General features: G+C 60.1%; 19 protein-coding genes and 1 pseudogene. 8 read left to right on the top strand and 12 right to left on the bottom strand.

Going from position 1 to position 20,068, the window contains the following annotated elements; translation table 11 throughout:
• Positions 1–64 precede the first annotated feature (64 nt).
• The gene (locus RCCGE510_RS26605; protein ID WP_007635178.1) at positions 65–1,027 is read left to right on the top strand and encodes a lysylphosphatidylglycerol synthase domain-containing protein; all 963 of its coding nucleotides are present in this window, start codon (positions 65–67) and stop codon (positions 1,025–1,027) included.
• Here RCCGE510_RS26605 and RCCGE510_RS26600 read toward each other — a convergent pair.
• The gene (locus RCCGE510_RS26600) at positions 974–2,518 is read right to left on the bottom strand and encodes a phospholipase D-like domain-containing protein (RefSeq protein ID WP_007635175.1); all 1,545 of its coding nucleotides are present in this window, start codon (positions 2,516–2,518) and stop codon (positions 974–976) included. The genes RCCGE510_RS26605 and RCCGE510_RS26600 overlap by 54 nt on opposite strands.
• A gap of 119 nt (positions 2,519–2,637) precedes the next feature.
• On the opposite strand from RCCGE510_RS26600, the gene RCCGE510_RS26595 reads away from it, so the two are divergent.
• Entirely contained in the window at positions 2,638–3,939 is a 1,302-nt protein-coding gene (locus RCCGE510_RS26595) for a DUF763 domain-containing protein (protein WP_052029499.1), read from the top strand.
• A 73-nt stretch (positions 3,940–4,012) separates the two neighbouring features.
• Here the strand turns inward: RCCGE510_RS26595 and RCCGE510_RS26590 are convergent, their stop codons facing one another.
• Both RCCGE510_RS26590 and RCCGE510_RS26585 read right to left on the bottom strand, forming a co-directional pair.
• Positions 4,013–4,462, bottom strand: coding sequence for a pyridoxamine 5'-phosphate oxidase family protein (locus RCCGE510_RS26590; RefSeq protein WP_007635171.1), 450 nt, complete (start codon positions 4,460–4,462; stop codon positions 4,013–4,015).
• Positions 4,463–4,650: 188 nt separating this feature from the next.
• Positions 4,651–5,568, bottom strand: a complete 918-nt coding sequence (locus RCCGE510_RS26585) for a DMT family transporter (protein ID WP_007635169.1) — start codon at positions 5,566–5,568, stop codon at positions 4,651–4,653.
• A gap of 358 nt (positions 5,569–5,926) precedes the next feature.
• Here RCCGE510_RS26585 and RCCGE510_RS26580 point away from each other — a divergent pair, with 358 nt between their 5' ends.
• Both RCCGE510_RS26580 and RCCGE510_RS33780 read left to right on the top strand, forming a co-directional pair.
• Positions 5,927–7,138: an epoxide hydrolase gene (locus tag RCCGE510_RS26580; RefSeq protein ID WP_081525794.1), complete on the top strand. Its 1,212-nt coding sequence runs from the start codon at positions 5,927–5,929 to the stop codon at positions 7,136–7,138.
• A 135-nt stretch (positions 7,139–7,273) separates the two neighbouring features.
• Positions 7,274–7,591, top strand: a complete 318-nt coding sequence (locus tag RCCGE510_RS33780) for a YkgJ family cysteine cluster protein (RefSeq protein WP_007635165.1) — start codon at positions 7,274–7,276, stop codon at positions 7,589–7,591.
• 101 nt (positions 7,592–7,692) lie between these two features.
• On the opposite strand, the gene RCCGE510_RS26575 is transcribed toward RCCGE510_RS33780, so the two are convergent.
• A complete protein-coding gene (locus RCCGE510_RS26575; protein ID WP_007635163.1) occupies positions 7,693–8,262 on the bottom strand; it encodes a nucleoside 2-deoxyribosyltransferase in 570 nt (189 codons plus the stop codon).
• 248 nt (positions 8,263–8,510) lie between these two features.
• On the opposite strand from RCCGE510_RS26575, the gene RCCGE510_RS26570 reads away from it, so the two are divergent.
• Both RCCGE510_RS26570 and RCCGE510_RS33775 read left to right on the top strand, forming a co-directional pair.
• On the top strand, positions 8,511–8,753 hold the full coding sequence (locus RCCGE510_RS26570) for a DUF982 domain-containing protein (RefSeq protein ID WP_037079755.1): 243 nt from the start codon (positions 8,511–8,513) through the stop codon (positions 8,751–8,753).
• Positions 8,750–9,087: pseudogene (locus RCCGE510_RS33775) on the top strand (GMC oxidoreductase); the annotation flags it as partial. The gene RCCGE510_RS26570 and the pseudogene RCCGE510_RS33775, both read left to right, overlap by 4 nt.
• 178 nt (positions 9,088–9,265) lie before the next feature.
• Here RCCGE510_RS33775 and RCCGE510_RS26565 read toward each other — a convergent pair.
• Positions 9,266–9,469: a cold-shock protein gene (locus RCCGE510_RS26565; protein WP_003572688.1), complete on the bottom strand. Its 204-nt coding sequence runs from the start codon at positions 9,467–9,469 to the stop codon at positions 9,266–9,268.
• A gap of 110 nt (positions 9,470–9,579) precedes the next feature.
• Positions 9,580–10,092: a hypothetical protein gene (locus tag RCCGE510_RS26560; RefSeq protein WP_037079754.1), complete on the bottom strand. Its 513-nt coding sequence runs from the start codon at positions 10,090–10,092 to the stop codon at positions 9,580–9,582.
• A gap of 359 nt (positions 10,093–10,451) precedes the next feature.
• Between RCCGE510_RS26560 and RCCGE510_RS26555 the strand changes: the two genes are divergently transcribed.
• Positions 10,452–11,546 carry a hypothetical protein gene (locus RCCGE510_RS26555; protein ID WP_007635122.1) on the top strand — a complete coding sequence of 365 codons (1,095 nt, stop codon included), beginning with the start codon at positions 10,452–10,454 and terminating at the stop codon, positions 11,544–11,546.
• A gap of 62 nt (positions 11,547–11,608) precedes the next feature.
• Here the strand turns inward: RCCGE510_RS26555 and RCCGE510_RS26550 are convergent, their stop codons facing one another.
• Together RCCGE510_RS26550 and RCCGE510_RS35995 are read right to left on the bottom strand one after the other, a co-directional pair.
• Positions 11,609–12,217 carry a class I SAM-dependent methyltransferase gene (locus RCCGE510_RS26550; RefSeq protein ID WP_007635119.1) on the bottom strand — a complete coding sequence of 203 codons (609 nt, stop codon included), beginning with the start codon at positions 12,215–12,217 and terminating at the stop codon, positions 11,609–11,611.
• A 181-nt stretch (positions 12,218–12,398) separates the two neighbouring features.
• On the bottom strand, positions 12,399–15,278 hold the full coding sequence (locus RCCGE510_RS35995) for an AAA family ATPase (protein WP_037079751.1): 2,880 nt from the start codon (positions 15,276–15,278) through the stop codon (positions 12,399–12,401).
• 279 nt (positions 15,279–15,557) lie between these two features.
• Here RCCGE510_RS35995 and RCCGE510_RS26540 point away from each other — a divergent pair, with 279 nt between their 5' ends.
• The gene (locus RCCGE510_RS26540; protein ID WP_007635115.1) at positions 15,558–16,400 is read left to right on the top strand and encodes an alpha/beta hydrolase; all 843 of its coding nucleotides are present in this window, start codon (positions 15,558–15,560) and stop codon (positions 16,398–16,400) included.
• A 31-nt stretch (positions 16,401–16,431) separates the two neighbouring features.
• On the opposite strand, the gene RCCGE510_RS26535 is transcribed toward RCCGE510_RS26540, so the two are convergent.
• Genes RCCGE510_RS26535 through RCCGE510_RS26520 form a run of 4 tightly spaced genes read right to left on the bottom strand, consistent with a single transcriptional unit; the run spans position 16,432 to position 20,063 of the window.
• The gene (locus RCCGE510_RS26535) at positions 16,432–17,175 is read right to left on the bottom strand and encodes an ABC transporter ATP-binding protein (protein WP_007635113.1); all 744 of its coding nucleotides are present in this window, start codon (positions 17,173–17,175) and stop codon (positions 16,432–16,434) included.
• A complete protein-coding gene (locus RCCGE510_RS26530; protein ID WP_007635111.1) occupies positions 17,172–18,029 on the bottom strand; it encodes an ABC transporter ATP-binding protein in 858 nt (285 codons plus the stop codon). Before RCCGE510_RS26530 ends, RCCGE510_RS26535 begins: the two co-directional genes overlap by 4 nt.
• Complete coding sequence (locus RCCGE510_RS26525) at positions 18,026–18,961, bottom strand: ABC transporter permease (protein WP_007635110.1); 936 nt, start codon at positions 18,959–18,961, stop codon at positions 18,026–18,028. The genes RCCGE510_RS26530 and RCCGE510_RS26525 overlap by 4 nt, the downstream gene beginning before the upstream one ends.
• A gap of 4 nt (positions 18,962–18,965) precedes the next feature.
• Positions 18,966–20,063, bottom strand: a complete 1,098-nt coding sequence (locus RCCGE510_RS26520; protein WP_007635109.1) for an ABC transporter permease — start codon at positions 20,061–20,063, stop codon at positions 18,966–18,968.
• Positions 20,064–20,068: the final 5 nt, after the last annotated feature.

Below are 20,068 nucleotides of genomic sequence, written 5' to 3'. Positions count from 1 at the left end.
CACAAAACTCATTTAATCGTTCCAGATTATCGAACCATCGCGCTCGCACGCCTGAGGACAATCGATGAGCTTGAAAAGTATGATCTGGAATGGACTGCTCGTTGCTGCCCTTTGTCTAGCGGTCTTCCTCCTCTACCGAATCTTCCAACAATACAGCCTCGAGCAGATCGTCCAATCGGTTCGCAGCATACCTTTATCGAACTTCTGCGTAGCCCTTCTCTTTGCGGCGGCATCCTATCTATGTCTCGGATGTTTCGATCTCCTGGCGATCCGTTCACTCGGTAAATCCTTGCCCTATCCGAAAATCGCGTTGGCATCGTTCATCAGCCTGTCGCTCGGCCACAATATCGGTTTTGCCGGACTGAGCAGCGGCGCCTTCCGCTATCGTTATTATTCGCGCTGGGGGCTGACGACCGAGGATGTCGCCAAGATCATCCTGTTTTGTGGCGTCACCGTCGGGCTGGGGCTGATCACGCTTGGCGGCTTGGCGATGATCGTCAATCCCGGGGACGCCGGGCGTCTGCTGCGCCTTGATCCTGCCCGTGTGCGCATCTTCGGCCTGCTGGCGCTGATCGTGCCGGTCGTCTATGCGGGGCTGGCGTTTTTCATCCGCGGCAAGCTGCGGCTTTGGCGCTGGTCCTTTCAGTTGCCGCGATTTTCGGTCGCGGTCGCGCAAGTTGGGGTGGGGACAATCAATTTCGTCTTTGTGTCTGCCTGTCTCCACCAGATGCTCTCAGCCTTCGGCGACGTTGCCTTCTTCAGATCGGTAACAGCTTACGTGCTTGCCAACTCGGCAATTCTGGTAACGCATGTTCCAGGTGGTCTCGGCGTGCTCGAGGCGACCGTCTCCTATGCGGTGCCGAAGGAAGCATCCATCGGCGCGCTGATCGCCTTCCGCTGCGTCTATTTCTTCATTCCCCTGGCGCTTGGCGCAACGCTACTCGCGATCAGCGAGGTCGTTTTTCGCCGCCGGTCACGTGGGGCGAGCGAGACGGCGGACGAGAGCGCCGAGGCCCAGTCGGCTTAGCAGGGTCTTGGGCTTGCCCGGGTCGAAGAGCGCGGTTCCCATGACTGGCTTTGTGCTGCCGGCCATGTCGACGGTAAACTCGCGCAAGCCGCGGCGACCATCATTCAGCGTCTCGATCGCTTCGATCACCGATCCTGTGCGAGTGAAGGCTGCAGCAAAGGTCTCGGCCGCCCTTCCCAGGTATTCCGAAAGCAGGCGGTTGCGGAGATCCACGATCCCCTGGCGTTGATCTTCGCCGTCGGCCTCCAAGAGCATATCGCATTCGGTATCAATTGCTTCTGAGCGATTGTTGATGTTGGACGAGCCAATGCGCACCAATTTGTCATCGGCGATGATCAGCTTGGAGTGGACGAGCACCTCCACCTCCACCTCGGTGCTCGCGGGCGAGGCTCGCCCGGCGGCGGGGGGGCTTGGCACAGCCGGCCCTGGAACAACGGGATAGTAAATGCGCAGGCGATGAGCCCGGTCGGCGCGTGTGAGGCGACGGATGACGCGGTCGCGATTATTACCCATGACGAGCTTTTCGATCAGCCCGTGAGAGCTGCGCGTGCAGATGATGATGACTTCAGGCCCGTCGTCCTCCTCAAGCCGGGCGGCGATGGCGTCTGCGACCCGGAAGGAGGCGAGGTATTGTGCTTCGATGTAAAGTGATCGCTTCGCCCGGGAGATCACATCAAGTGTCATGTCGATGCCGTCGCTGACGCCGGTCCGCAAGGCCGTCGAGGGTTCTGTCAGCGCGAAGCTGACCGAAATATCTCTCATCGAAACCGGCAGATCATCCGGCCAGACGAAGGGCGCGCTCGTGGCCAATGGCGGGTGGCTTTCGCCGGTGGCTGCTTCCCAGCGCCGCCTGGCGATATCGCCGATCAGCTTTGCCGCGTCGCCGGTGACCATCGCTTGAACATCATGCAGGGGGTCGTAGGAGACGCCTGCGGGATCACGTCGCAGTTTGTCTTTGGCGCGATGAAGCCAGGTGTCCCACCGCCGCGCCGTCAGATCCATCCCGCCGATGAAGGAAACCGCGTCGTCGATGCAGACGAGTTTCTGATGATGGCAGCCGCCGAACACGCGCTGAAAATCGAAGCGCAGATCGATCCGTGCATTCTTCGGGAAATTCTTCTTGCGAAACAGCTGCAGGGACTTGTTAGAATAGAGAGGGCCGAGCGCCCAGACGAGGATGCGTATTTCCAGCTCGGGATTTTCCGCCGCGAGACCGTGCAGCAGGTCGGCGAGCGTCTCTCCGGATTTATCGGGTTCCATCAGGATGTCGGGATTGAAATCCCATCCGATGATCCAGACGGTGCGCCGCGCCTGCCGCAGCGCCCGCGCCAGTTCGGCAAAATAGCTGTTGCCGTTGATCAGGAAGGTCGCCTGCGCGGCACTCCCTTGCAGGTCAAGGTCCCTGTCATCCTGCCTTTTATGGTCGACCAATGGCGGTAATTTTGCCTGGGTCAGCGTCGAATGATTGAAGACGGTCTCAATTGCGGTCATGATTGCCTCGGCCTCTAACTGGGAAAACAAACGCTTGGAATATTTTTGGGTTCCGTGCGGTGCCGGAAGAGGCGGCCCGGACTGACTTTGTCCGGCGAGAGAAAGTGCAGGGACATCAGATGTCACAACGAGCAGGCAGTGCCGATCTTCCGCTTCACGGAGGACGTGTGCCGCATTGGCTGGGCGACCGGATGACGCGGCTGGGGACGCTGATCACCGAGGCGATCGTTCATCACTATGGCCGCGACGAATTCCTGCGCAGGCTCGCTCACCCCTTCTGGTTTCAGTCCTTCGGCGCCGTCATGGGCATGGATTGGCATTCCTCCGGCATTACCACCAGCGTTCTTGGCGCGTTAAAACGCGGGCTAAAGCCGCGCGCCGGTGAACTTGGCTTGCATGTCTGCGGCGGCCGCGGCGCGCAGTCACGCAAGACCCCGCAGGAACTCGTCTCGATCGGCGAGCGCGTCGGTCTCGATGGGGAGGGGCTCGCGATGACGAGCCGCCTCATCGCCAAGGTCGACAGCGCGGCTGTTCAGGACGGCTTCGATCTTTATCTGCACGGCTTCATCGTCGCCGATGACGGCCATTGGGTCGTGGTGCAGCAAGGCATGAATGGCGACAAGCGGCAGGCCCGACGCTATCACTGGCTCTCGGAGGGGCTGGAGAGCTTCGTCGACTCGCCGCATGCGGCCATCGAAGGAAGGAGCCAGGGCGAGATCGTCAATCTGGCCGACAGGCGCGCCGAGCGCTCCCGGCGTGGCCAGCTTGATCTGCTGGCGACGCTCGGTCCCGACCGGATCGTTCGCGAGGCCGCCGCGCTACTGCGTATTGAGCACCCGGCGCCCGAGCCTGCCGAACAACCGATGTTGCCGCACCTGATCATGCCGGCACATCACGATGTGCGCGAAAGCGACGTGATTATGCGGCGCCTGCACGGCAATCTGGCCGCAGCGGCGGACCGTGGGCCGGCGGATTTCGAACAACTGCTGCTCGTTCCGGGTGTCGGTGCCCGAACCGTGAATGCGTTGGCCCTGGTGGCCGAAGTCGTCCACGGCGCGCCTTGCCGTTTTTCCGATCCGGCGCGGTTCTCGATCGCCCATGGCGGCAAGGACCGCCATCCTTTTCCAGTCCCGCTCAAGGTCTACGACGAGACGATCGCCGTGATGAAATCGGCCGTACAGAAGGGCAAGCTCGGACGGGAGGAAGAGTTGCGGGCGCTGAAGCGCCTTGATGACCAATCCCGGCAGATGGAACGCTACGTCACAGGTCCTGACCTCAAGGAAATTATCGCCGGCGAATTTCGCCAGTCCGCCGATTTCGGAGGCCGGAGCGTCTTCGGCTGGGAGGAGCCGCCCGCAGTAAGCCACCCCTTTATGCCACTCGAACAGGATGATTTTAGGCCCGGTTGGCCTAGAATCTGAATCCTGTTCTAAATTAAAGAGTAGAGCATGATGTCGCCCGAAAACCGCGCACACTTTTCGGCATCATGCTCTCTTAACGCGCTGAGCCGGGTAGGGTGACCTCGCCGTTTTCCTCACCATCCCAGTACCGGATGGAGGACGCCGAAACTTTGATAAGAACGATCCCGGGAGTGTCCACACCTTCAGGAAACCACCGCTCGAGATCGGGCACCCAATGTTCTTCGAATGCCGCCTTATCCCGCACCAGCGAGGCGAAGCCCTCGACAGCAATGAAAATCCCCGGTTTGCCGAGGAGGCTGGGAGGTGCCGTGAACGTCAGCGAGACGATGTCGATGCCTTCGATCTCCGTGATTTTCCTGCTGTCCTCATACGAAAAGAACCAGGAATCCCCGTCATATTCGACGTCGCCATTATTGCTCATTGGTCGGGCCGAGATGCGGCCCGACCCGGCGTTCGTCGACAGCATGCAGAAATCGATCTTCTTCAGTTGTGAGGATAGGTCTTCGAGGGACATGGACGCCATTGCGATCTCCCGGGTTTGAGTGCTCGGGAGTAGCGTGCAGGCGTCCAAATTGTTCCGTGGAAAGCCTACGTGAATAAGCCTCCATCCTTTTGATCTATTCCCGCAAGGTTTAAGGATGGAAGTATGCAGGAATTCCAGGGGTTACAGCAGCGTCCTGTGCGAAGCTGAAGATAAGCGGCGCTGTACCCTCAATGGCCGTCGGGCGGGACGGCTTCGACCGGAACTGTCTCTTTCAGGCTCTTCCGATGGAAGATGAACAGACCGGCAAAGACGATGATTGCGGCGCCGACGACGATCTGCATATCGGGAATATCGTTGAAGAAGATGTAGCCGAGCACGATCGCCCAGAGCAGCAGCGTATATTGCAGCGGCGCCAACAGCGATGCCGGCGCGAGTTTCAGAGAGCGTGTGATCAGCAGGTGGGCGCAGGAGGCGACGATCCCGAGCAATAGCATGCCGGCCCAATCGACAAGGGTTGCCGGCTGCCAATGGCCGATGCTCAAGACGATGCCGGTGGCGAGCGCGGCCACCGTCTGCCATGTCACAAGCGTCGTGTCGCTGGTCGAACGCAGGTAGCGGCTCATCACCAGCGACAGCGCAAAGGCAAGACTGCCGACAAGACCGAAGAGCGACGGAAGCGACAGCATCGCTGTCGATGGACGCAGCGCGATGACGACGCCTGCAAAGCCAAGCAGAACAGCAAGCCAGCGGCGCCAGCCGATCTTTTCCCCGAGAAAAAAATGCGAGAGCGCCGCAATGTAGATCGGCCCGGCCATATAGAAGGTCATGACATCTGCGAGCGGCAGATAGGCGACGGCGGCGTAGAACAGGGCGACATCGGCGGTCGCCATGGCAACACGCATGAACTGGAGCGCCTTCTGGTCGACGCGGAACAGGGCCATCGGCCCTTGCCGCACGATCATCGGCCCGAGCACGACGAAAGCGCCGACGGAGCGGATTACCAGCACCTGGCCGACGGCAAAGCTTGCGACCAGCCACTTGCCCATCGCATCGTTCAGCGCAAAGAGCAGATCGCCGAGCAACATCAGCACGACGCCGGTCATGATCAGGTTTCCGGCATTGGCCGCGACCGTCTTGGTCTTCATATCGACATCCTTGCAAGAAAGGCGGCTTCGGCGTTAACACCGCCGATGTCAACGGTTAGTTTCGTCCGCGATTTTGTTTGATTCGCCGTCGTCGCTGGGGCCGCGATGCGCCCGTCAAATCCGTCCATTGGAATTGGAGAGTTTTCCACTTGCGTCCCCTAGGGGTGTCCTCGCTACTTTGCCAGACATCTGCGGATACAAATCTGCATGACCTCGGACATATCTCGGATACTTGAAAACGGCACCGTCTTGGGGCGCAAATTCAACGCTAAAACGGAGTATTCCTTTGACGTCCTTTCCTCTTGATATTAACCGCCGCAATTTTCTGGCCGCTGCCGCCATTGCCGGCACTGCAGCGATGTTAAAGCCTGCGATGTCATTTGCGACCGCCAGCGCAGCCGACGAGGTTCGACCTTTCAAGGTCAATATTCCCGACAGCGCGATCCAAGAGTTGAAGCAGCGCCTTGCTATCGCGCGATGGCCCGCCAAGGAAAACGTCGGCGACGACTCCCAGGGTGTACAGCTCGACCGTTTTCGCGCCCTTGTCAATTATTGGCAGGACGGTTACGACTGGCGGAAGGTCGAGGAAAAGCTCAATTCCATTCCGATGTTCATCACGGAAATCGACGGGCTCGACATCCATTTCATCCACGTCCGTTCCGGGCACGAGAACGCGCTGCCATTGATCATGACCCATGGCTGGCCGGGTTCGATCCTTGAAATGCTCAAGGTCATCGATCCGCTGACAAACCCGACTGCTCACGGCGGCACAGCCGACGATGCCTTCCATCTGGTCGTTCCGTCGATCCCGGGCTTCGGCTTTTCCGGCAAACCGAACGTGCGGGGATGGGATTCCGACCACATCGGCCGCGCATGGAGCACGCTCATGAACCGGCTCGGATACCAAAAATACGTTTCGCAGGGCGGCGATTGCGGCTCGGTCATCTCACAGCGCATGGCGCATCAGAACGTTCCCGGATTGCTAGGTATTCACCTTACCATGCCTGCAATCGTCCCAAGCGAAATCGTGCCTATCCTGGCTGCTGGCGCTCCCGCACCCACAGACTTCACCGAGGAGGAGCGGGCTTGCTTCGATAAGCTGGCGATTTTCTACCGAGATAGCGCCGCCTATGCGCAAATGATGGTCACCCGTCCGCAGACCATCGGCTATTCGCTGGTCGATTCGCCGGTCGGAATGGCCGCTTGGATGTACGACAAGTTTGCTGAATGGACATGCAGCGACAAACAACCGGAAAAGATCCTGACGCGCGACGAGATGCTCGACGACATTTCGCTCTACTGGTTCACGGAGACGGGGGCCTCGGCCGCCCAGATCTACTGGGAAGACCATACCAACAACTTCAATGCCCTCGACAAGATCCCGACGTTGCCGGTGGCGGTCAGCGTCTTCCCAGGGGAAATCTATCAAGCTCCGAGGTCGTGGACTGAGCGAGCCTACGGCAAGCTGATCTATTTCAACGAAGTTGATAACGGCGGACATTTCGCTGCTTGGGAACAGCCCGCGATCTTTACCAACGAAGTTCGGGCGGCGTTCCGTTCGCTACGCTAAGATGAGTGCTTGATGGCCGTCGCCATTGCGACGGCCATCTCCTTCAGCCGGAAGCGAGCGCATCGTCCGATATCCAATCCGAGTTCCGTTTCAAGCACTTTGCGTAGTCGGCAGGTGTCGTGGTAGGAACTGGGTATGAACTCACTAAGCGATGTAGATTGCCAAGCCTGCGGTGCGTGCTGCTCGTTCTCGGCTGATTGGCCGAGATTTTCCACGGAAAGTGATGATGCTCTTGACTTGCTGCCACCGCGCTTTGTTGCCGCAGACGAGACGGGAATGCGTTGTAGCGGATCGCGTTGCGATGCGCTGTCAGGTCGGGTCGGTTTTGAGACATCCTGTCTCGTCTACGAAATCCGGCCTGTCGTTTGTCGCGAATGCGTTCCCGGAGATGACGCCTGCCTGATGGCCCGCGCCGCCTTCGGACTAACGCTGCCGCAACAGATACTTGGGTAGACCAGCGCTTGAACGGGACCAAATCATAGCTTTGCGCGGATGATAAACGAATTCGGGCGATTCATCCTCGACCTCGACCTCGAACGCCTGAACCAAGCATTTTAGCGCAGCTTTTCAACGACGATGGCGAGACACGTCTTGAACGCGGCAAGGTCGGTATAGAGCGCATCCCGAGGCGCGTCTCCGACGATGAGGACGCCGCCGCGCCGCTCGATTCCGGCGTGCAGCATCAGATTGTCGGCCAAGCCGAAATCCTCAACCGCAATGCCGTTCGGGTCCCGCAGTCGACCTTCCGCATCATAGACGAGGGCCCCGCCATACAGATCGCTCACGCGTTCGCTGTGATTCCGGGCCACATTCGTGTAGGCGAATACCGGTTTGCCACTTGCGCACATAAAGCCGAGTTCGAAGGCCGTGCCCGCATCGGCCGCAATGCCACGAAAGGGCGTCAGATTGGCGATGATGGCGTCAGCCTCCATCATCATCTTTTCGTCCACCGCGTTTATCGCCGCTGCCCGCTCGCGCTTCGAGTTCGTCTGCGGGATTTCCAGATCACCCGGCGAAAGTGGGAAAAGTCCCGCCTCGCGGGCAAGCGCTGCCTTCCGGTCGAGCATTTCACGGGCGTTTGGAAGGAAGACCTCCGGACCGGCCAGATAAACTTTTTTTGTCATCGACGAATTGCACCTCAATGGGATGGGCTCGGAATACCTCCCTTGCTGTACAGCCAAGGAGGATCACAATCCAGTGGACGAGAACCGCCCACGACGCGCAGCGTGTACCGGCCAGATCGTTCGCCGATGGAATTTTCGCCAAGCGTCTTGGTCCGGCCGACGGCTGTTCATAGGACCAAAGCCCTATGCTGGAACGAGCCTGCGCAGATGACGTTCAGCCGATAGCCGAAAGAGCTGAGGAGACGTCGATGCGCCGCGATTTTTGGGACCAGCCGGTTGAGGTCATCATTGGGGATGGCGACCACCTTAAGAGTATCCGCAGTAGCAGGGACGCGCTTGCATATCTCATGACCTGTTGGCCGCGTAAGAGAGCAGCATCCTTCGCCGTCGCGAAGAAGATCTGCACGGACGCCGTCGACGGGCGGGCCGATTCATCCGCGGCCGCATTGGCATTCAAGATTGCGGCGGAAGAAGCCGGCGTCCTTCATTAATTGCGACCAAATCGATTCGGCATGCTCGTAGGCTCATGGAGGCTGGTGCCATCGCCAAATACCGGCCGCAGGAGATGCTGCCGGGCGCGGAATACCAAAGTGACGAGGATCTGATTCGCCGCGTCGGCGATATCGCCACAACGATCTTCCATCCGGTCGGCACCTGTAAGATGGGCACACGATGGCTGTCGTCGATTCGCAATTGCGGGTGCATGGGCTGGCAAAGCTGTGGGTCGTCGATGCGTCGATCATGCCGACGATCGTCTCGGGCGATACCAACTCGCCGGTGATCATGATTGCCGAGAAGGCCGCCGACAGTATCCTGTCAGGGTAATGACTCTTGGCATTTAAAGTGAATGCGTGAAACCCCTTGCCGTCCCGGTACCCCAAAACGACACGCGCAGCGCTTGATTACGGTCGTGACAGCCTATCGCGCCAAGGCGTTCTTGCCTGCAGACCGTGACAACGAGCCCAACCCGCTTAACGCGGGCTGGGCAATCTTCGACTTTTGATCAGAGGGTTGAGACGTTCTCAGCCTTTGATTTACCGGTCTTGCGATCCTGTCCGACGTCGAAGCTGACCTTGTCGCCTTCGCGAAGCGACCCGCCGCGCTGCAGCGCAGACACGTGTACGAACACGTCCTGTCCGCCATCCTCAGGGGTAATGAAGCCGAAGCCCTTGTCGTCATTGAAGAATTTAACCGTACCTGTCGGCATGAGATAACTATTCCTTGTGTCATTCGTCGATTTGCGAAAGCGAAACTATACCGCCGACGCATCTCTATCAACCTTCATGCCGATGACGCAATTCAAAAGCAGCGAAGACACTAGCTTCGTTGAAGGTCGATCAGGCTCGTGACAACCGATCGGCCTGTGGCGGGGTCGGTATCGACCGTGGTGAGGCGCATGCCCGACGCTCCGATTTTTCTGATCGTCATCTGCGCACGTCGATCGCCATTGACCTCCTTCGCCCACTTTATCGCGAGGTTTATCGCATCACCGTTGCGCTTTCCGCCAAGACCCGCGGTGCCGGTTCCCGCCCCAACATAGGAGCCGGTGTAGTTGTCACCGCTCGCCTTGAGATTGGCGCTGATAATGCGGGAAAAAACCATGAGGCTGGTGCAGCGCCCATTGAGTGCGAGGGAACTTGCGTTTGTGTCCGACTTAAAGCGGCACGTGACTTTGAGGGTGGGCGCATTTGTCCGCACTTTCACCGTCCCTTTACCGCTCCAACTTCCTGCAAGTGTTTTCAAGAATACTGATTCGTCGGCATGGGCACCGGCGGCCATGACCCCCGACCCGGTCGCAATGGCGATGGAGCATGTAAAGACCTTGATCATGTGGATAATTTTCGGCCCGCGGGACATCGGCATCATGACGCTCAGCTAATCGAGGAGGAGGGTTGTCATATAATCGCTCGGCGGTGATTTGGTTCCGTATGGGAAGCATTCAGGCTTGCAACATTACTCCTCTTGTTGTGGTGGTGTCATGCGAACACGTATCAACGGGATCGACTTAGGAATGCTGCCCACGCGTGCAAAAAAGAGATTGCGAATACCTCGCTTCAGGTTGTAGATCGGGATCACACAACGGGATTGTACAAGCCGATCAGAATGACGCCAACGCCGCTGTTCGTCATTGGTCGCTATCTGAAACTTTACCGGCGCGCGGCGCCGTCACATGAAGGGGTCCGACGCCATTGTCTTCGATTGTGCTCCCCAGTCGCCCGCTTTCATTGGCGCGCAACGTCATCTCCACGCCGAACGCTTACTTCTGGGCAACGCCCATTATCCTGGCATTGGCCGTCTTTCTATTCGTCTCGGAAGCACCGGGCGTGATCCGCGATTTTCAAATCAGCCAGAACCCTTTGGTACTCGAAGATGGCGACGTGCAAAACGGGAAATGCACGACACGCAAGGCGGTCTTTACCGACTGCGAGGCACGGCTTGTCTACAGCTACGGTGGACGAAACTACGACACCGAGGTCGAGGTCATGTTCGTCGATTTCCATACCGGCGACTACGAAACCGGTCTTGTGATTTCCGCCGATCATCCGGAACTCGCGACGATGAGCCTGGGTCTGGACATGCTCTGGAACAGGATCATCACCCTCACTCTGTTTGTGGTTCTGCTTGGCGGCATGAGCTTGGGGATGATTTTTCTCGGCATCCGCATTTGGCGGGTCAAGGGCCAATTGCGCCGGCCGGCCAGGCTGATCCCCGTGCCGGTTGAGATCAGCGCATTCGACCGCAAACGCGGCGTCCTTTCCATCACCTACAATGACAAGATTGCCGGCGACAAAACCGGCCGATCGGCTTACACGCGGATGACGAGCGGACAGGAGCCTCTGATCGTCGGTGAAGCCAATGGCAAGGCGATTGGACTGGCTGTCAGGCATGGCAATACAGCCCTGCCAGTGCTTCTGGACGACCGTCTGCAGCGCGTTGAACTTACGGAGGACGAGCGCACCGCTGCTCTTGCGCCTCTAGTGCACCAACAAGCAGGCGATCAGAGTGTGCCGGTGCTGATCGAAGGACCCAAAAAGACGCTGTCGATCTGGAAGCGGCTGCAGCTTTTCTTCGGTGTGTTGCTTCTAATCGTCGTCGGTGTGGTCGGCTTCTGGCTTTGGTACGTCATGAGCTCGTCGACGCCATTCCAATCGCCTGGCATGGACATCAACAATCTCATGCCGGCGCCGTTAAACGAATGGGGATGCGAGCAGCTCAAGAAGCGGTTTGGTCAGGACCGTGCGCCGTTCGGTTGCGTCGCCGCCGATTACACGAGCTGGAGATAGAAAGGGGCCAGCGCTGTTTGGTAGGCCCTTCACGCTCGCCGAAAACCGCGAAACGCGCGGCTTCATCCCGGCCGTCGTGCGAAAAACGTGTTCCACGCTTCGTCGTTACGACCCATGCGGTATGCGTCCCATTCAAGCTCCATACCGGCGGCCTTGATGCACAGCGCGAAGTCGTCCCGGCGCCAGTAGGTCATATGGTAGGCAGCGCTGGTCTCCCCGTCGCCATCACGCATCGTCACCAGGAAGACGCCTCCGGGGCGCAGCGCGGCGACGATCTTTTCGACGACTTGGCCGGTCTGGTCGCGAGGCACGTGGATGAGGACACAGAGAGCGATCACGGCGTCATAGGGGCCGCCGAGGTCGTCGGCGATGACGTTGAGGAACTCGCCCTGCTTGCCGCGCGCGGCCTGCAGTTCGAGAAAGCGTTGCGTGGCATCGGTTCGCCTTACCAAAACGCCCTGGGTCTCAAGGAAATCCGCATCCCATCCGAGGCCCGAGCCAATCTCAAGGATCCGGCCGCCATTGCCGGCGGCGACCGCGACCTGACGCAATGCCGCTTCCAGACTGGGCGAGGGAAACGGATCAACGATGCCACTATAATCATCGGCACACTCTTCATAGGAGTCGATCGTGCGTTGGGTGGCGGCCAAGGTGGCGGAAGAAATGGGCATTTTGACCTCCGAATGATGGAATACTAACGCCGCTCAGCGCTTCATATCGCCAAGCTCAGCGTAAGGCCGCACGAGCACATCAGGCAAAATGCCTAAGCACCGATAGAATTGAATGCGATGCCGGCATCGTGAGAGCGGCAAATATCGGGGTTTTGCCAGGCAACCTCCTGGAAGCTCAAATTTAGACGGGATCAACCATCCGCAGCCGGTGCGCCATCGCGGCTGCAGCGCCGCGGCTGGGGACGGAGAGTTTGCTCAAGATGTTGGAGACATGAACGCTCGCCGTTTTCGAGGAAATGAACAGGTTGTCGGCGATCTCGCGATTGCTTTGTCCGGCAGCGACAAGACGGAGCACCTCGAATTCCCGATCCGTCAGGCCAAGAGGTGGCTTCGGCATGCCGCCGTCCGTTCCGCCTCGAAGATCAATACGAGCCTTTGCGGCCAGCGTCTCGATCTGATCGCAGAGGAGGCGGGCGCCGATCGAATGGGCAAGATCTGCGCCTCGCCGGAAATGACCCGCACCCCTCGCGCGCTTGCCGGCATTCACCGCAGCACCGCCGGCCTGCATGAGGGCATAGGCCTGCCGAAAGGGCTGGCCCAAATCAGCCCAGTTTTGGGCAAGCGCTTCCCAGAGATCGAGGTCGGACCCCGCTATGCGCGAGATCTCGGCCGAAATGCCCAGCCTCTCGGCTTCCTCCGCTCTGTTGCGGCACGGCAACCGAGCGGCAAGGTCCGCGAGCTGCCGGGCGGCATCTTTCTGATTCGTATCGACGGCAACACGTATGGCCGAGGCCAGCAGCGGCCACGAGACGCTTTTGTGCTTCTCGAAATGGGTCGAAACGGATCCTATCAGTATCGCAGATTGATCCGTGTCGCCTGCCAGCGCGCCGCTTTCGATATCGAATCTCAGAAGGTTGGCCGCTACGCGGCTCGCAACCTGAGGACCCGGTGGCAGAGCGCGCAAGGACCTTGCGGCTGCGGAAATTCGATCCGAATCCCCTATGACAAGCGCAATCTCCGCCTGGCATTCGAAAACATGAACAAGGCCGAGCGGCAGCGGATCCAACGCCGCCATTCGTTCGCACGTCTCAAGGGCGTCGGAAACGCGGCCGACGGCGAGCAAGGCGCGGCACAAAGGCGAACCCACGATCGCCCCGATATACCGGGCCTGGCCGAACTCGACGGTCCGCGCAAAGATCGCCGGTCCGACTTCGATGACCTCAGCGTAATTTCCTGTCTCAAGCAGGGCTTGAAGCAGTGCTGCGCCCGCCAGCACCTCGATCCGGCCGATCGAGGCTTGCTCGGCGCGCTTGGCCACGCTCCAATGGGCATCGATGCGGGAACTGTCCGATGCCATGTCCACAGAGGCCGCGACGATCAGCGCCTCGATACGGTACTCCTCGTCATCGAGCCTCTCCGACAGATCCTTCAGTTCGTCTCCTAAGAGCCTGGCGCGATCGAACTCTCCCCGCAATATCAGCGACCGGGAAAACTGCCCCAGTCCGTCGGCGCGCAGCCGTGTCGGATCGGGCGCATGATCAAGCGCTCGCTCAAGGTCGGCGATCTCGCCTGGGATGAGTGTGTGCTGACGCATCACTGCGCGCTGCAGCAGAAGTGCCGCCAGCTGCGTGCCGTCGCGCTCGGCATCCACCTCGGCGAGTGCGCGTTCGACAAAAGCCAGTCCCTGTTCCGCTTCCGCCGCCCAGCAGGCGGCATCGGCAGCCAGTTCCAGCACCCTGCAATGCTCCACGCCGATCAGTTCGGCCGCATTATCGACTTCGGGCCAGGCCGCCAGCACGAGCTTCAGCATCTCCATCTGGTCCGCATAGGCGAAAGTGGCGGCGGCTTCTGCAGCAGATTGCCAGGCCCACCGCAGGCAATGTTCGGCTTCGTCGGCGCCGTGCCAGTGGCGGGCGAGCGCAACGGAATGCCAAACCCGGTAGCTTGGAACCGGGCCGCGTTCGAGCACCTCGGCATAGGCGCGATGAATGGCCATCCTCTCACCGGCAATCAGGTCGCCTCGCACCGCTTCGTGGATAAGGGCGTGGCGGAACGCATATCCATCACCATCTGGCACCAGGATCCCGGCCGAAATCGCAGGGCGCAGCAATTCTGCCAACGCGCGGTCGGACTTGTTCGCCACGCTGCGAAGAAGCGCATGGGCGATATGCGGGCCGCCGAGCGCCACCAATTTCAACAGCTCGGCCGTCAACGCCGGCAAATCCCTGACGGCTTTGAGCAGGTAGTCGATGAGCGAGCCGGGAAAATCCGTACGCAAGTTTCCGCTCGCATCGATAAGGGCCTCGGTGAAAAGCGGGATCCCGCAGCACCGCGCATGAACCTTATTGATGACAGCAGGTGTTGGCGGGCGCCCGAGCAGCCCTTCGAGTTGTGCTGCGACCTCCGCCCGCGTGAGGCGGGGAAGGTTTAACACCTCGGCACCCTCGGATAGCGAGAGGTCCGCAACGGTCGTCCGCAGTGCATTGCTGCCGCTGGTCTTCTCAGGTCGATAGGTGACGATCAGCATCAGCCGAATTTTTGCCAGCCGCGTCGTGAGGAAGCGAAGCAGATCGGACGTGGCCTGATCGGCCCAATGTATGTCCTCGACGACCAGGACGAGTGGCATTTCCCGTGCAAGCTCTTCGAACAATTTTCGCAGCGCCTCGAACAGCCGCGCTCTTGCGATGGCCGCATCGTATCTTTCAGAGGTCTCGCCGAATTCGGGAAGAAGCCACGCCAGCTCGCGCACACTTGCGGCGCCGACAAGCGACCTGACGGCCGTCCCGCCACGCAGCTGAACCAGTTCATGCAGCACAGCCGTTACCGGCGCATAGGGCAATGCCGATTCCCGCTGCTCGACGCAGCCGCCTTTCAAGACGAGAGCCCGGCCCGACAGTCGGTCGGCGAATTCTTCTACCAGCCGGCTCTTGCCGCCGCCTGCTTCCGCCCCGAGAAGAATGGAGCGTTGCCGCCCGCCGGAGACGTCCCGGAATGCGGTTTCCATCGCATCGAGTTCTGCTGCCCGGCCTGAGAACAGGGACCTTTTGAGGGATGTCGCCAACGAAGTCCTCCGATACGTGAAGTTCGAGATTAGCAGAGATGGAGGCATAGTCATCCTGCGCGCCACGAACACCGGCAAAGGAGCGATGTGCCTCCATGGCCGGAATAGTGATTTGATGGGAAAGCGCGCCGCCGACGGTTGCTGCCCGAGTGTTTTGAGCCGGTCCTACTCAAAACTCCCGATGCGGCACGCCTGCCTTAGCCCCATCATGGGGATGCCTGCCGGTACCCGGACCCAAGGCTTCGCCGCTTCACCCGATACAAATAAAGGATGCCACAAGTGACTGAACGCATTATCAGATTTGAGGACGTCGAGATCGCCACGCAGGCATTTGGTAGCCCGACGCATGAGCCGATCCTGTTGATCATGGGCGCCATGGCATCAATGCTGTGGTGGCCGGAGGAGTTCTGCCAAACACTTGCCGATCACAAGTTTTATGTCATTCGCTACGACAATCGAGACACCGGCCGCTCCACGATCTACAAGCCGGGGGAACCACCTTACACAATGGACGACATGGCTGAGGACGCCATCAGAGTACTCGATGGCTACGGCATCGCCAGCACCAATCTGATCGGAATGTCGTTGGGTGGCACGATCGCCCAGATCGCAGCGCTCTCGCATCCCGAACGCATCAAGACGCTGACGCTGATTTCCACCACGCCGATGGGTATTGATACCCGTGCTCTGCCGCATACCGTCGATGCCTACATGGCGCACGCAGCGACGGGCGAGACTGTCGACTGGACAGACAATGCCCAGATAATCGAATTCCTGGTCAAGGATACTCAGATGATTGCCGGTGTGGCGCATCCCTACGACGAACGGCGGGCGCGCGCCTTTGTCGAACGGGACGTCCGGCGGGCGAGAAGCTTCGTCAGTGCCACCAATCATTTCATGCTGAAGGGCGGCCAGGCATTGAAAGGAAAATTGGGTGAACTTGCCGCGCCCCTCCTTGTCATACACGGAACGGCTGACCCGATTTATCCGGTTGAGCACGGCGAACTGCTGGCGCGAACAGTCAAGGCAGCGAAGCTTGTTCGGCTCGAAGGTGGTGGCCACGAAATTCATTCCAATGATTGGGAAGAGATCGTTTCTGCTATCGACGCCCACTTGCGGTGACCCGAGAGAGCAGGGGCGTGCCGATCGATGGCTACGCCCTTCCGTACATCCGGCTCGCGCGCAGCAGGCGTTGCGAATAGGGATGTTCGACCGCGCCTCTTCGCAATGCCTCGATATCGACCTGTTCGACGATCTCGCCCGCTTCCATGATGGCGACACGGCTGCACATGTGGGAGACGACGGCGAGATCGTGGCTGACGAGCAGATAGGTAAGGCCGCGCTCGGCGCGCAGATCCTGCAGCAGGTTGAGGATTTCGGCCTGAACCGACACATCGAGCGCCGATGTCGGTTCGTCGAGAAGCAGGACGTCCGGGTTTAGCATCAGGGCACGGGCGATCGCCACGCGCTGGCGCTGCCCGCCGGAAAGCTGATGTGGAAATCTATAGCTCAGCGCCGGATCGAGGCCGACCGATCTCAGCACCGCGTTCAGATCGACGGAGTTGGTATCCAGTTGCTGGTTGCGAAGCGGTTCCTTCAGCTGTGAGCGGATGGTCTTGCGCGGGTGGAGCGATCCATAGGGGTCCTGGAACACCATCTGCACCCGGCGATAGAAGGGTCGGCTGCGCTGCCGGTCCAGCGTCTCGCCATGGAGTTCGATGCGGCCGTCATAATTTGCGTTGAGGCCGGAGAGAGCTCTAAGAACGGTGGACTTTCCGCAGCCGGACTCGCCGACCAGGCCGAAGGCCGTTCCCCTCTCGACGGTGAGGCTGACATCTTTGACAACCGGCCGCTGGCCGTGTCCGAAACGGATGGTGAGATTGTCTATTCTGATCACCGCGGCTGCTCCAATGCGAGGTCGTCGAGCCAGGTGGGATCCCGTTTCAGGATCGGCAGCCGGGCAGGGGGATTCTCGATCGTCGGCAGGGATGCCAGCAACCCTTGGGTATAGGGGTGTCTGGCCTTGTCGAGATCGCGCGCCTCGAGCACTTCCACGACGCGACCCGCATACATGATGAGGACGCGGTCGCAGAAATTCCTGATGAGATTGAGGTCGTGGCTGATAAAGATCAGGCCGAGATTGCGGCGTGCAACGAGTTCATCAAGCAGGGCCAGGATTTCAAGCCTGACCGTCACGTCGAGGGCCGATGTCGGCTCGTCGGCGATCAGCACTTCGGGCTCGGCAATCAGCATCATAGCGATCATCACACGCTGGCCCATACCGCCCGATATCTCGTGCGGATAGAGGCGGGCGACGCGCTCGGGATCGCGGATCTGGACGGCTTCGAGCATGTCGAGCGCTTGGGCGTAGGTTTTTGCCTTGCTGACCTTTGGATGATGGAAGCGGTAAGTTTCGGCGATCTGTTCGCCGATCCGCATGACCGGGTTGAGCGAATATTTCGGGTCCTGCAGGATCAGCCCGATCCGCCGCCCCCGGATCGTCATCATCCTCCGCTCGTCTGCCTTGATGAGGTCGACGTCGCGGAAAGCCATCCGCTCGGCTCGGACGATCGCGGTCGGCGGCAGCAGCTTCATGATCGCGCGGCCGACGGTCGACTTTCCCGATCCGGACTCGCCGACGATGCCGAGCTTTTCCTGTCCGAGTGCAAAGCTGACGCCCCGCACCGCCCGCATATGCCCGCCGCCATAGGCGATTTCGAGGTTACGAATATCGATCAGGGGCTCTGTCATTCCGAACCTCTCGGGTCAAGGACGTCACGCAGCGCATCGCCGACGAGGTTGAAGGCGAGGCTGACCAGCGCAATGGCAATGCCGGGCGCGGCGATCACCCACGGGCTGTCGAGCATGAACTCGCGCCCGCTGGCCGCCATCGAGCCCCATTCCGGCCAGGGCGGCTGCGCACCGAGGCCGAGAAAGCCGAGACCGGCGGCGGTGATGATGATGCCGGCCATATTGAGGGTGACGCGGACAATCACCGAGGGAATGCACATCGGCAGGATGTGACGGGTGATGATTGCGATCGATGTCGCGCCCTGCAGGCGAACGGCGGCGATATAGTCCGCCTTGCGCAGGCTGAGCGTCTCGGCTCGCGCCAGCCGGGCGATCGGCGGCCAGGCCGTCAGCGAAATGGCGATGATCGCGTTAGTGATGCCGGGACCGAGGGCTGCGGCAAAACCGAGGGCCAGCACCAGCCCGGGGAAGGAGAGGAAAATATCGGTGATACGCATGAGGATCTCATCGACGATGCCGCCGAAATATCCCGAGACGGTACCGATCAGCAGTCCGAGTGGTGCGACGATGATCGTCACCAGCATGATGATATAGAGCGTCGTGCGGGCGCCGTAGATCACCCGCGCAAAGACGTCGCGGCCGAAATTGTCGGTGCCGAGAAGATGGGCTGCCGAGGGCGGCGCCAGCCGCCCGGCCATATCCTGCACGATCGGATCGTAGCTGGTGAGCAGAGGGGCTGCCGTCGCCACGACGATCAACAGCACGATGATGAAGAGGCCTGCCAGGCCCAGCGGGTGCAGGCTGAACTTCAGCCAACCCTGATGGATCTGCTGCGTCGACGACTGAAACCAGCCCCGAGGCTCCGGCGCCAGCAGCCATTTTCGGAAGCCGCCGGCATCGGCGCTGTTTACATCTTCGGTGGAGATCGTCATGGCGTCACCGTGTTCTCGGATCAAGAATGCGATAAAGAAAGTCCGACAGGATGTTGATGGTCAGGAAGGCGGCGCCGATCGTCAGCACCGAACCCATGACGACGTTCATGTCATTCATCTGCAGCCCGCGGGTGAGATACTGGCCGAGCCCGGGCCAGCCGAAGACCGTCTCGATCAACACCGCGCCTTCGAGCAGTCCGCCGAAGGTCAGCGCCAGGATCGTCAGGAGCTGCACGCGAATGTTCCTGAACGCATGGCGCCAGACCACCTTGCGGGTGCCGAGCCCCTTGGCCCGTGCGGTGATGATGTATTCCTGGCTGAGCTGCTCCAGCATGAAGCTTCGCGACATGCGGCTGATATAGGCGACGGAATAATAGCCGAGGATCGCCGCGGGGAGGATGATGTGGCCGACCGCGTTTTGAAACACCTCCCATTGCTGCTGTATTGCCGCATCGATCAGAAGGAAGCCGGTCATTGGCGTGACAAGGCCTTCATAGAAGACGTCGATCCGGCCCGATGCACCGACCAGCTTGAGCTTGGCGTAGAAGATGAAGAGCGCCATCAGCCCGGTCCAGAAAATCGGGACGGAGTGTCCGGCAAGCGCAATGATCCGAGCTATGTGATCAATGATCGTTCCGCGTCTGACGGCAGCCGTGACGCCTAAGGGAATGCCGATAATGGCGCCGATGATCATGGCGATGATGGCAAGCTCGATCGTCGCGGGAAAGATCGACATCAGATCGGTGAGGATCGGCTGGCCCGTCGTCGCCGACGTGCCGAGGTCGCCTGTGGCAATCTTCCCGACATAGGACAGGAACTGCATCCAGATCGGTTGCCCAAGCCCCAACTCGTTAAAGACCCGATCATAAACCTCCTTGCTGACCTCCGGCCCGGTGATGGCGAGCACCGGGTCGGCGGGAAGCAGGCGACCCATCGAAAAGGTCAGGAAAAGCAGCCCGAGCAGCGTGGTGACGACAGCCACCACACGCCCCGCCAGGCGCCGCAGCAGGCTTCTCAGGGGGTGCGGAGCCGCATCGGCAAACCCACCCGACTGAGAATGACGGCTGCTCTCCTGCTTCGATGTCAGATCGGCGTTCGCCACGCGCT

This window comes from Rhizobium sp. CCGE 510 (genome assembly GCF_000292525.1).
Taxonomy (GTDB): Bacteria; Pseudomonadota; Alphaproteobacteria; order Rhizobiales; family Rhizobiaceae; genus Rhizobium.
The sequence above is the reverse complement of the archived record's forward strand: the minus strand, read 5'-3'. Positions and strand labels throughout refer to the sequence as shown.

What these genes read in the sequence shown, in the direction of transcription:
- RCCGE510_RS26605 (WP_007635178.1), top strand. Translation starts at nt 65, where the DNA reads ATGAGCTTGAAAAGTATGATCTGGAATGGACTGCTCGTTGCTGCCCTT.
- RCCGE510_RS26560 (WP_037079754.1), bottom strand. Translation starts at nt 10,092, where the DNA reads ATGATCAAGGTCTTTACATGCTCCATCGCCATTGCGACCGGGTCGGGG.
- RCCGE510_RS26575 (WP_007635163.1), bottom strand. Translation starts at nt 8,262, where the DNA reads ATGACAAAAAAAGTTTATCTGGCCGGTCCGGAGGTCTTCCTTCCAAAC.
- RCCGE510_RS26590 (WP_007635171.1), bottom strand. Translation starts at nt 4,462, where the DNA reads ATGGCGTCCATGTCCCTCGAAGACCTATCCTCACAACTGAAGAAGATC.
- RCCGE510_RS26530 (WP_007635111.1), bottom strand. Translation starts at nt 18,029, where the DNA reads ATGACAGAGCCCCTGATCGATATTCGTAACCTCGAAATCGCCTATGGC.
- RCCGE510_RS26565 (WP_003572688.1), bottom strand. Translation starts at nt 9,469, where the DNA reads ATGCCGACAGGTACGGTTAAATTCTTCAATGACGACAAGGGCTTCGGC.
- RCCGE510_RS26595 (WP_052029499.1), top strand. Translation starts at nt 2,638, where the DNA reads ATGTCACAACGAGCAGGCAGTGCCGATCTTCCGCTTCACGGAGGACGT.
- RCCGE510_RS26525 (WP_007635110.1), bottom strand. Translation starts at nt 18,961, where the DNA reads ATGACGATCTCCACCGAAGATGTAAACAGCGCCGATGCCGGCGGCTTC.
- RCCGE510_RS26585 (WP_007635169.1), bottom strand. Translation starts at nt 5,568, where the DNA reads ATGAAGACCAAGACGGTCGCGGCCAATGCCGGAAACCTGATCATGACC.
- RCCGE510_RS26580 (WP_081525794.1), top strand. Translation starts at nt 5,927, where the DNA reads ATGTTAAAGCCTGCGATGTCATTTGCGACCGCCAGCGCAGCCGACGAG.
- RCCGE510_RS33780 (WP_007635165.1), top strand. Translation starts at nt 7,274, where the DNA reads ATGAACTCACTAAGCGATGTAGATTGCCAAGCCTGCGGTGCGTGCTGC.
- RCCGE510_RS26600 (WP_007635175.1), bottom strand. Translation starts at nt 2,518, where the DNA reads ATGACCGCAATTGAGACCGTCTTCAATCATTCGACGCTGACCCAGGCA.
- RCCGE510_RS26570 (WP_037079755.1), top strand. Translation starts at nt 8,511, where the DNA reads ATGCGCCGCGATTTTTGGGACCAGCCGGTTGAGGTCATCATTGGGGAT.
- RCCGE510_RS26550 (WP_007635119.1), bottom strand. Translation starts at nt 12,217, where the DNA reads ATGCCCATTTCTTCCGCCACCTTGGCCGCCACCCAACGCACGATCGAC.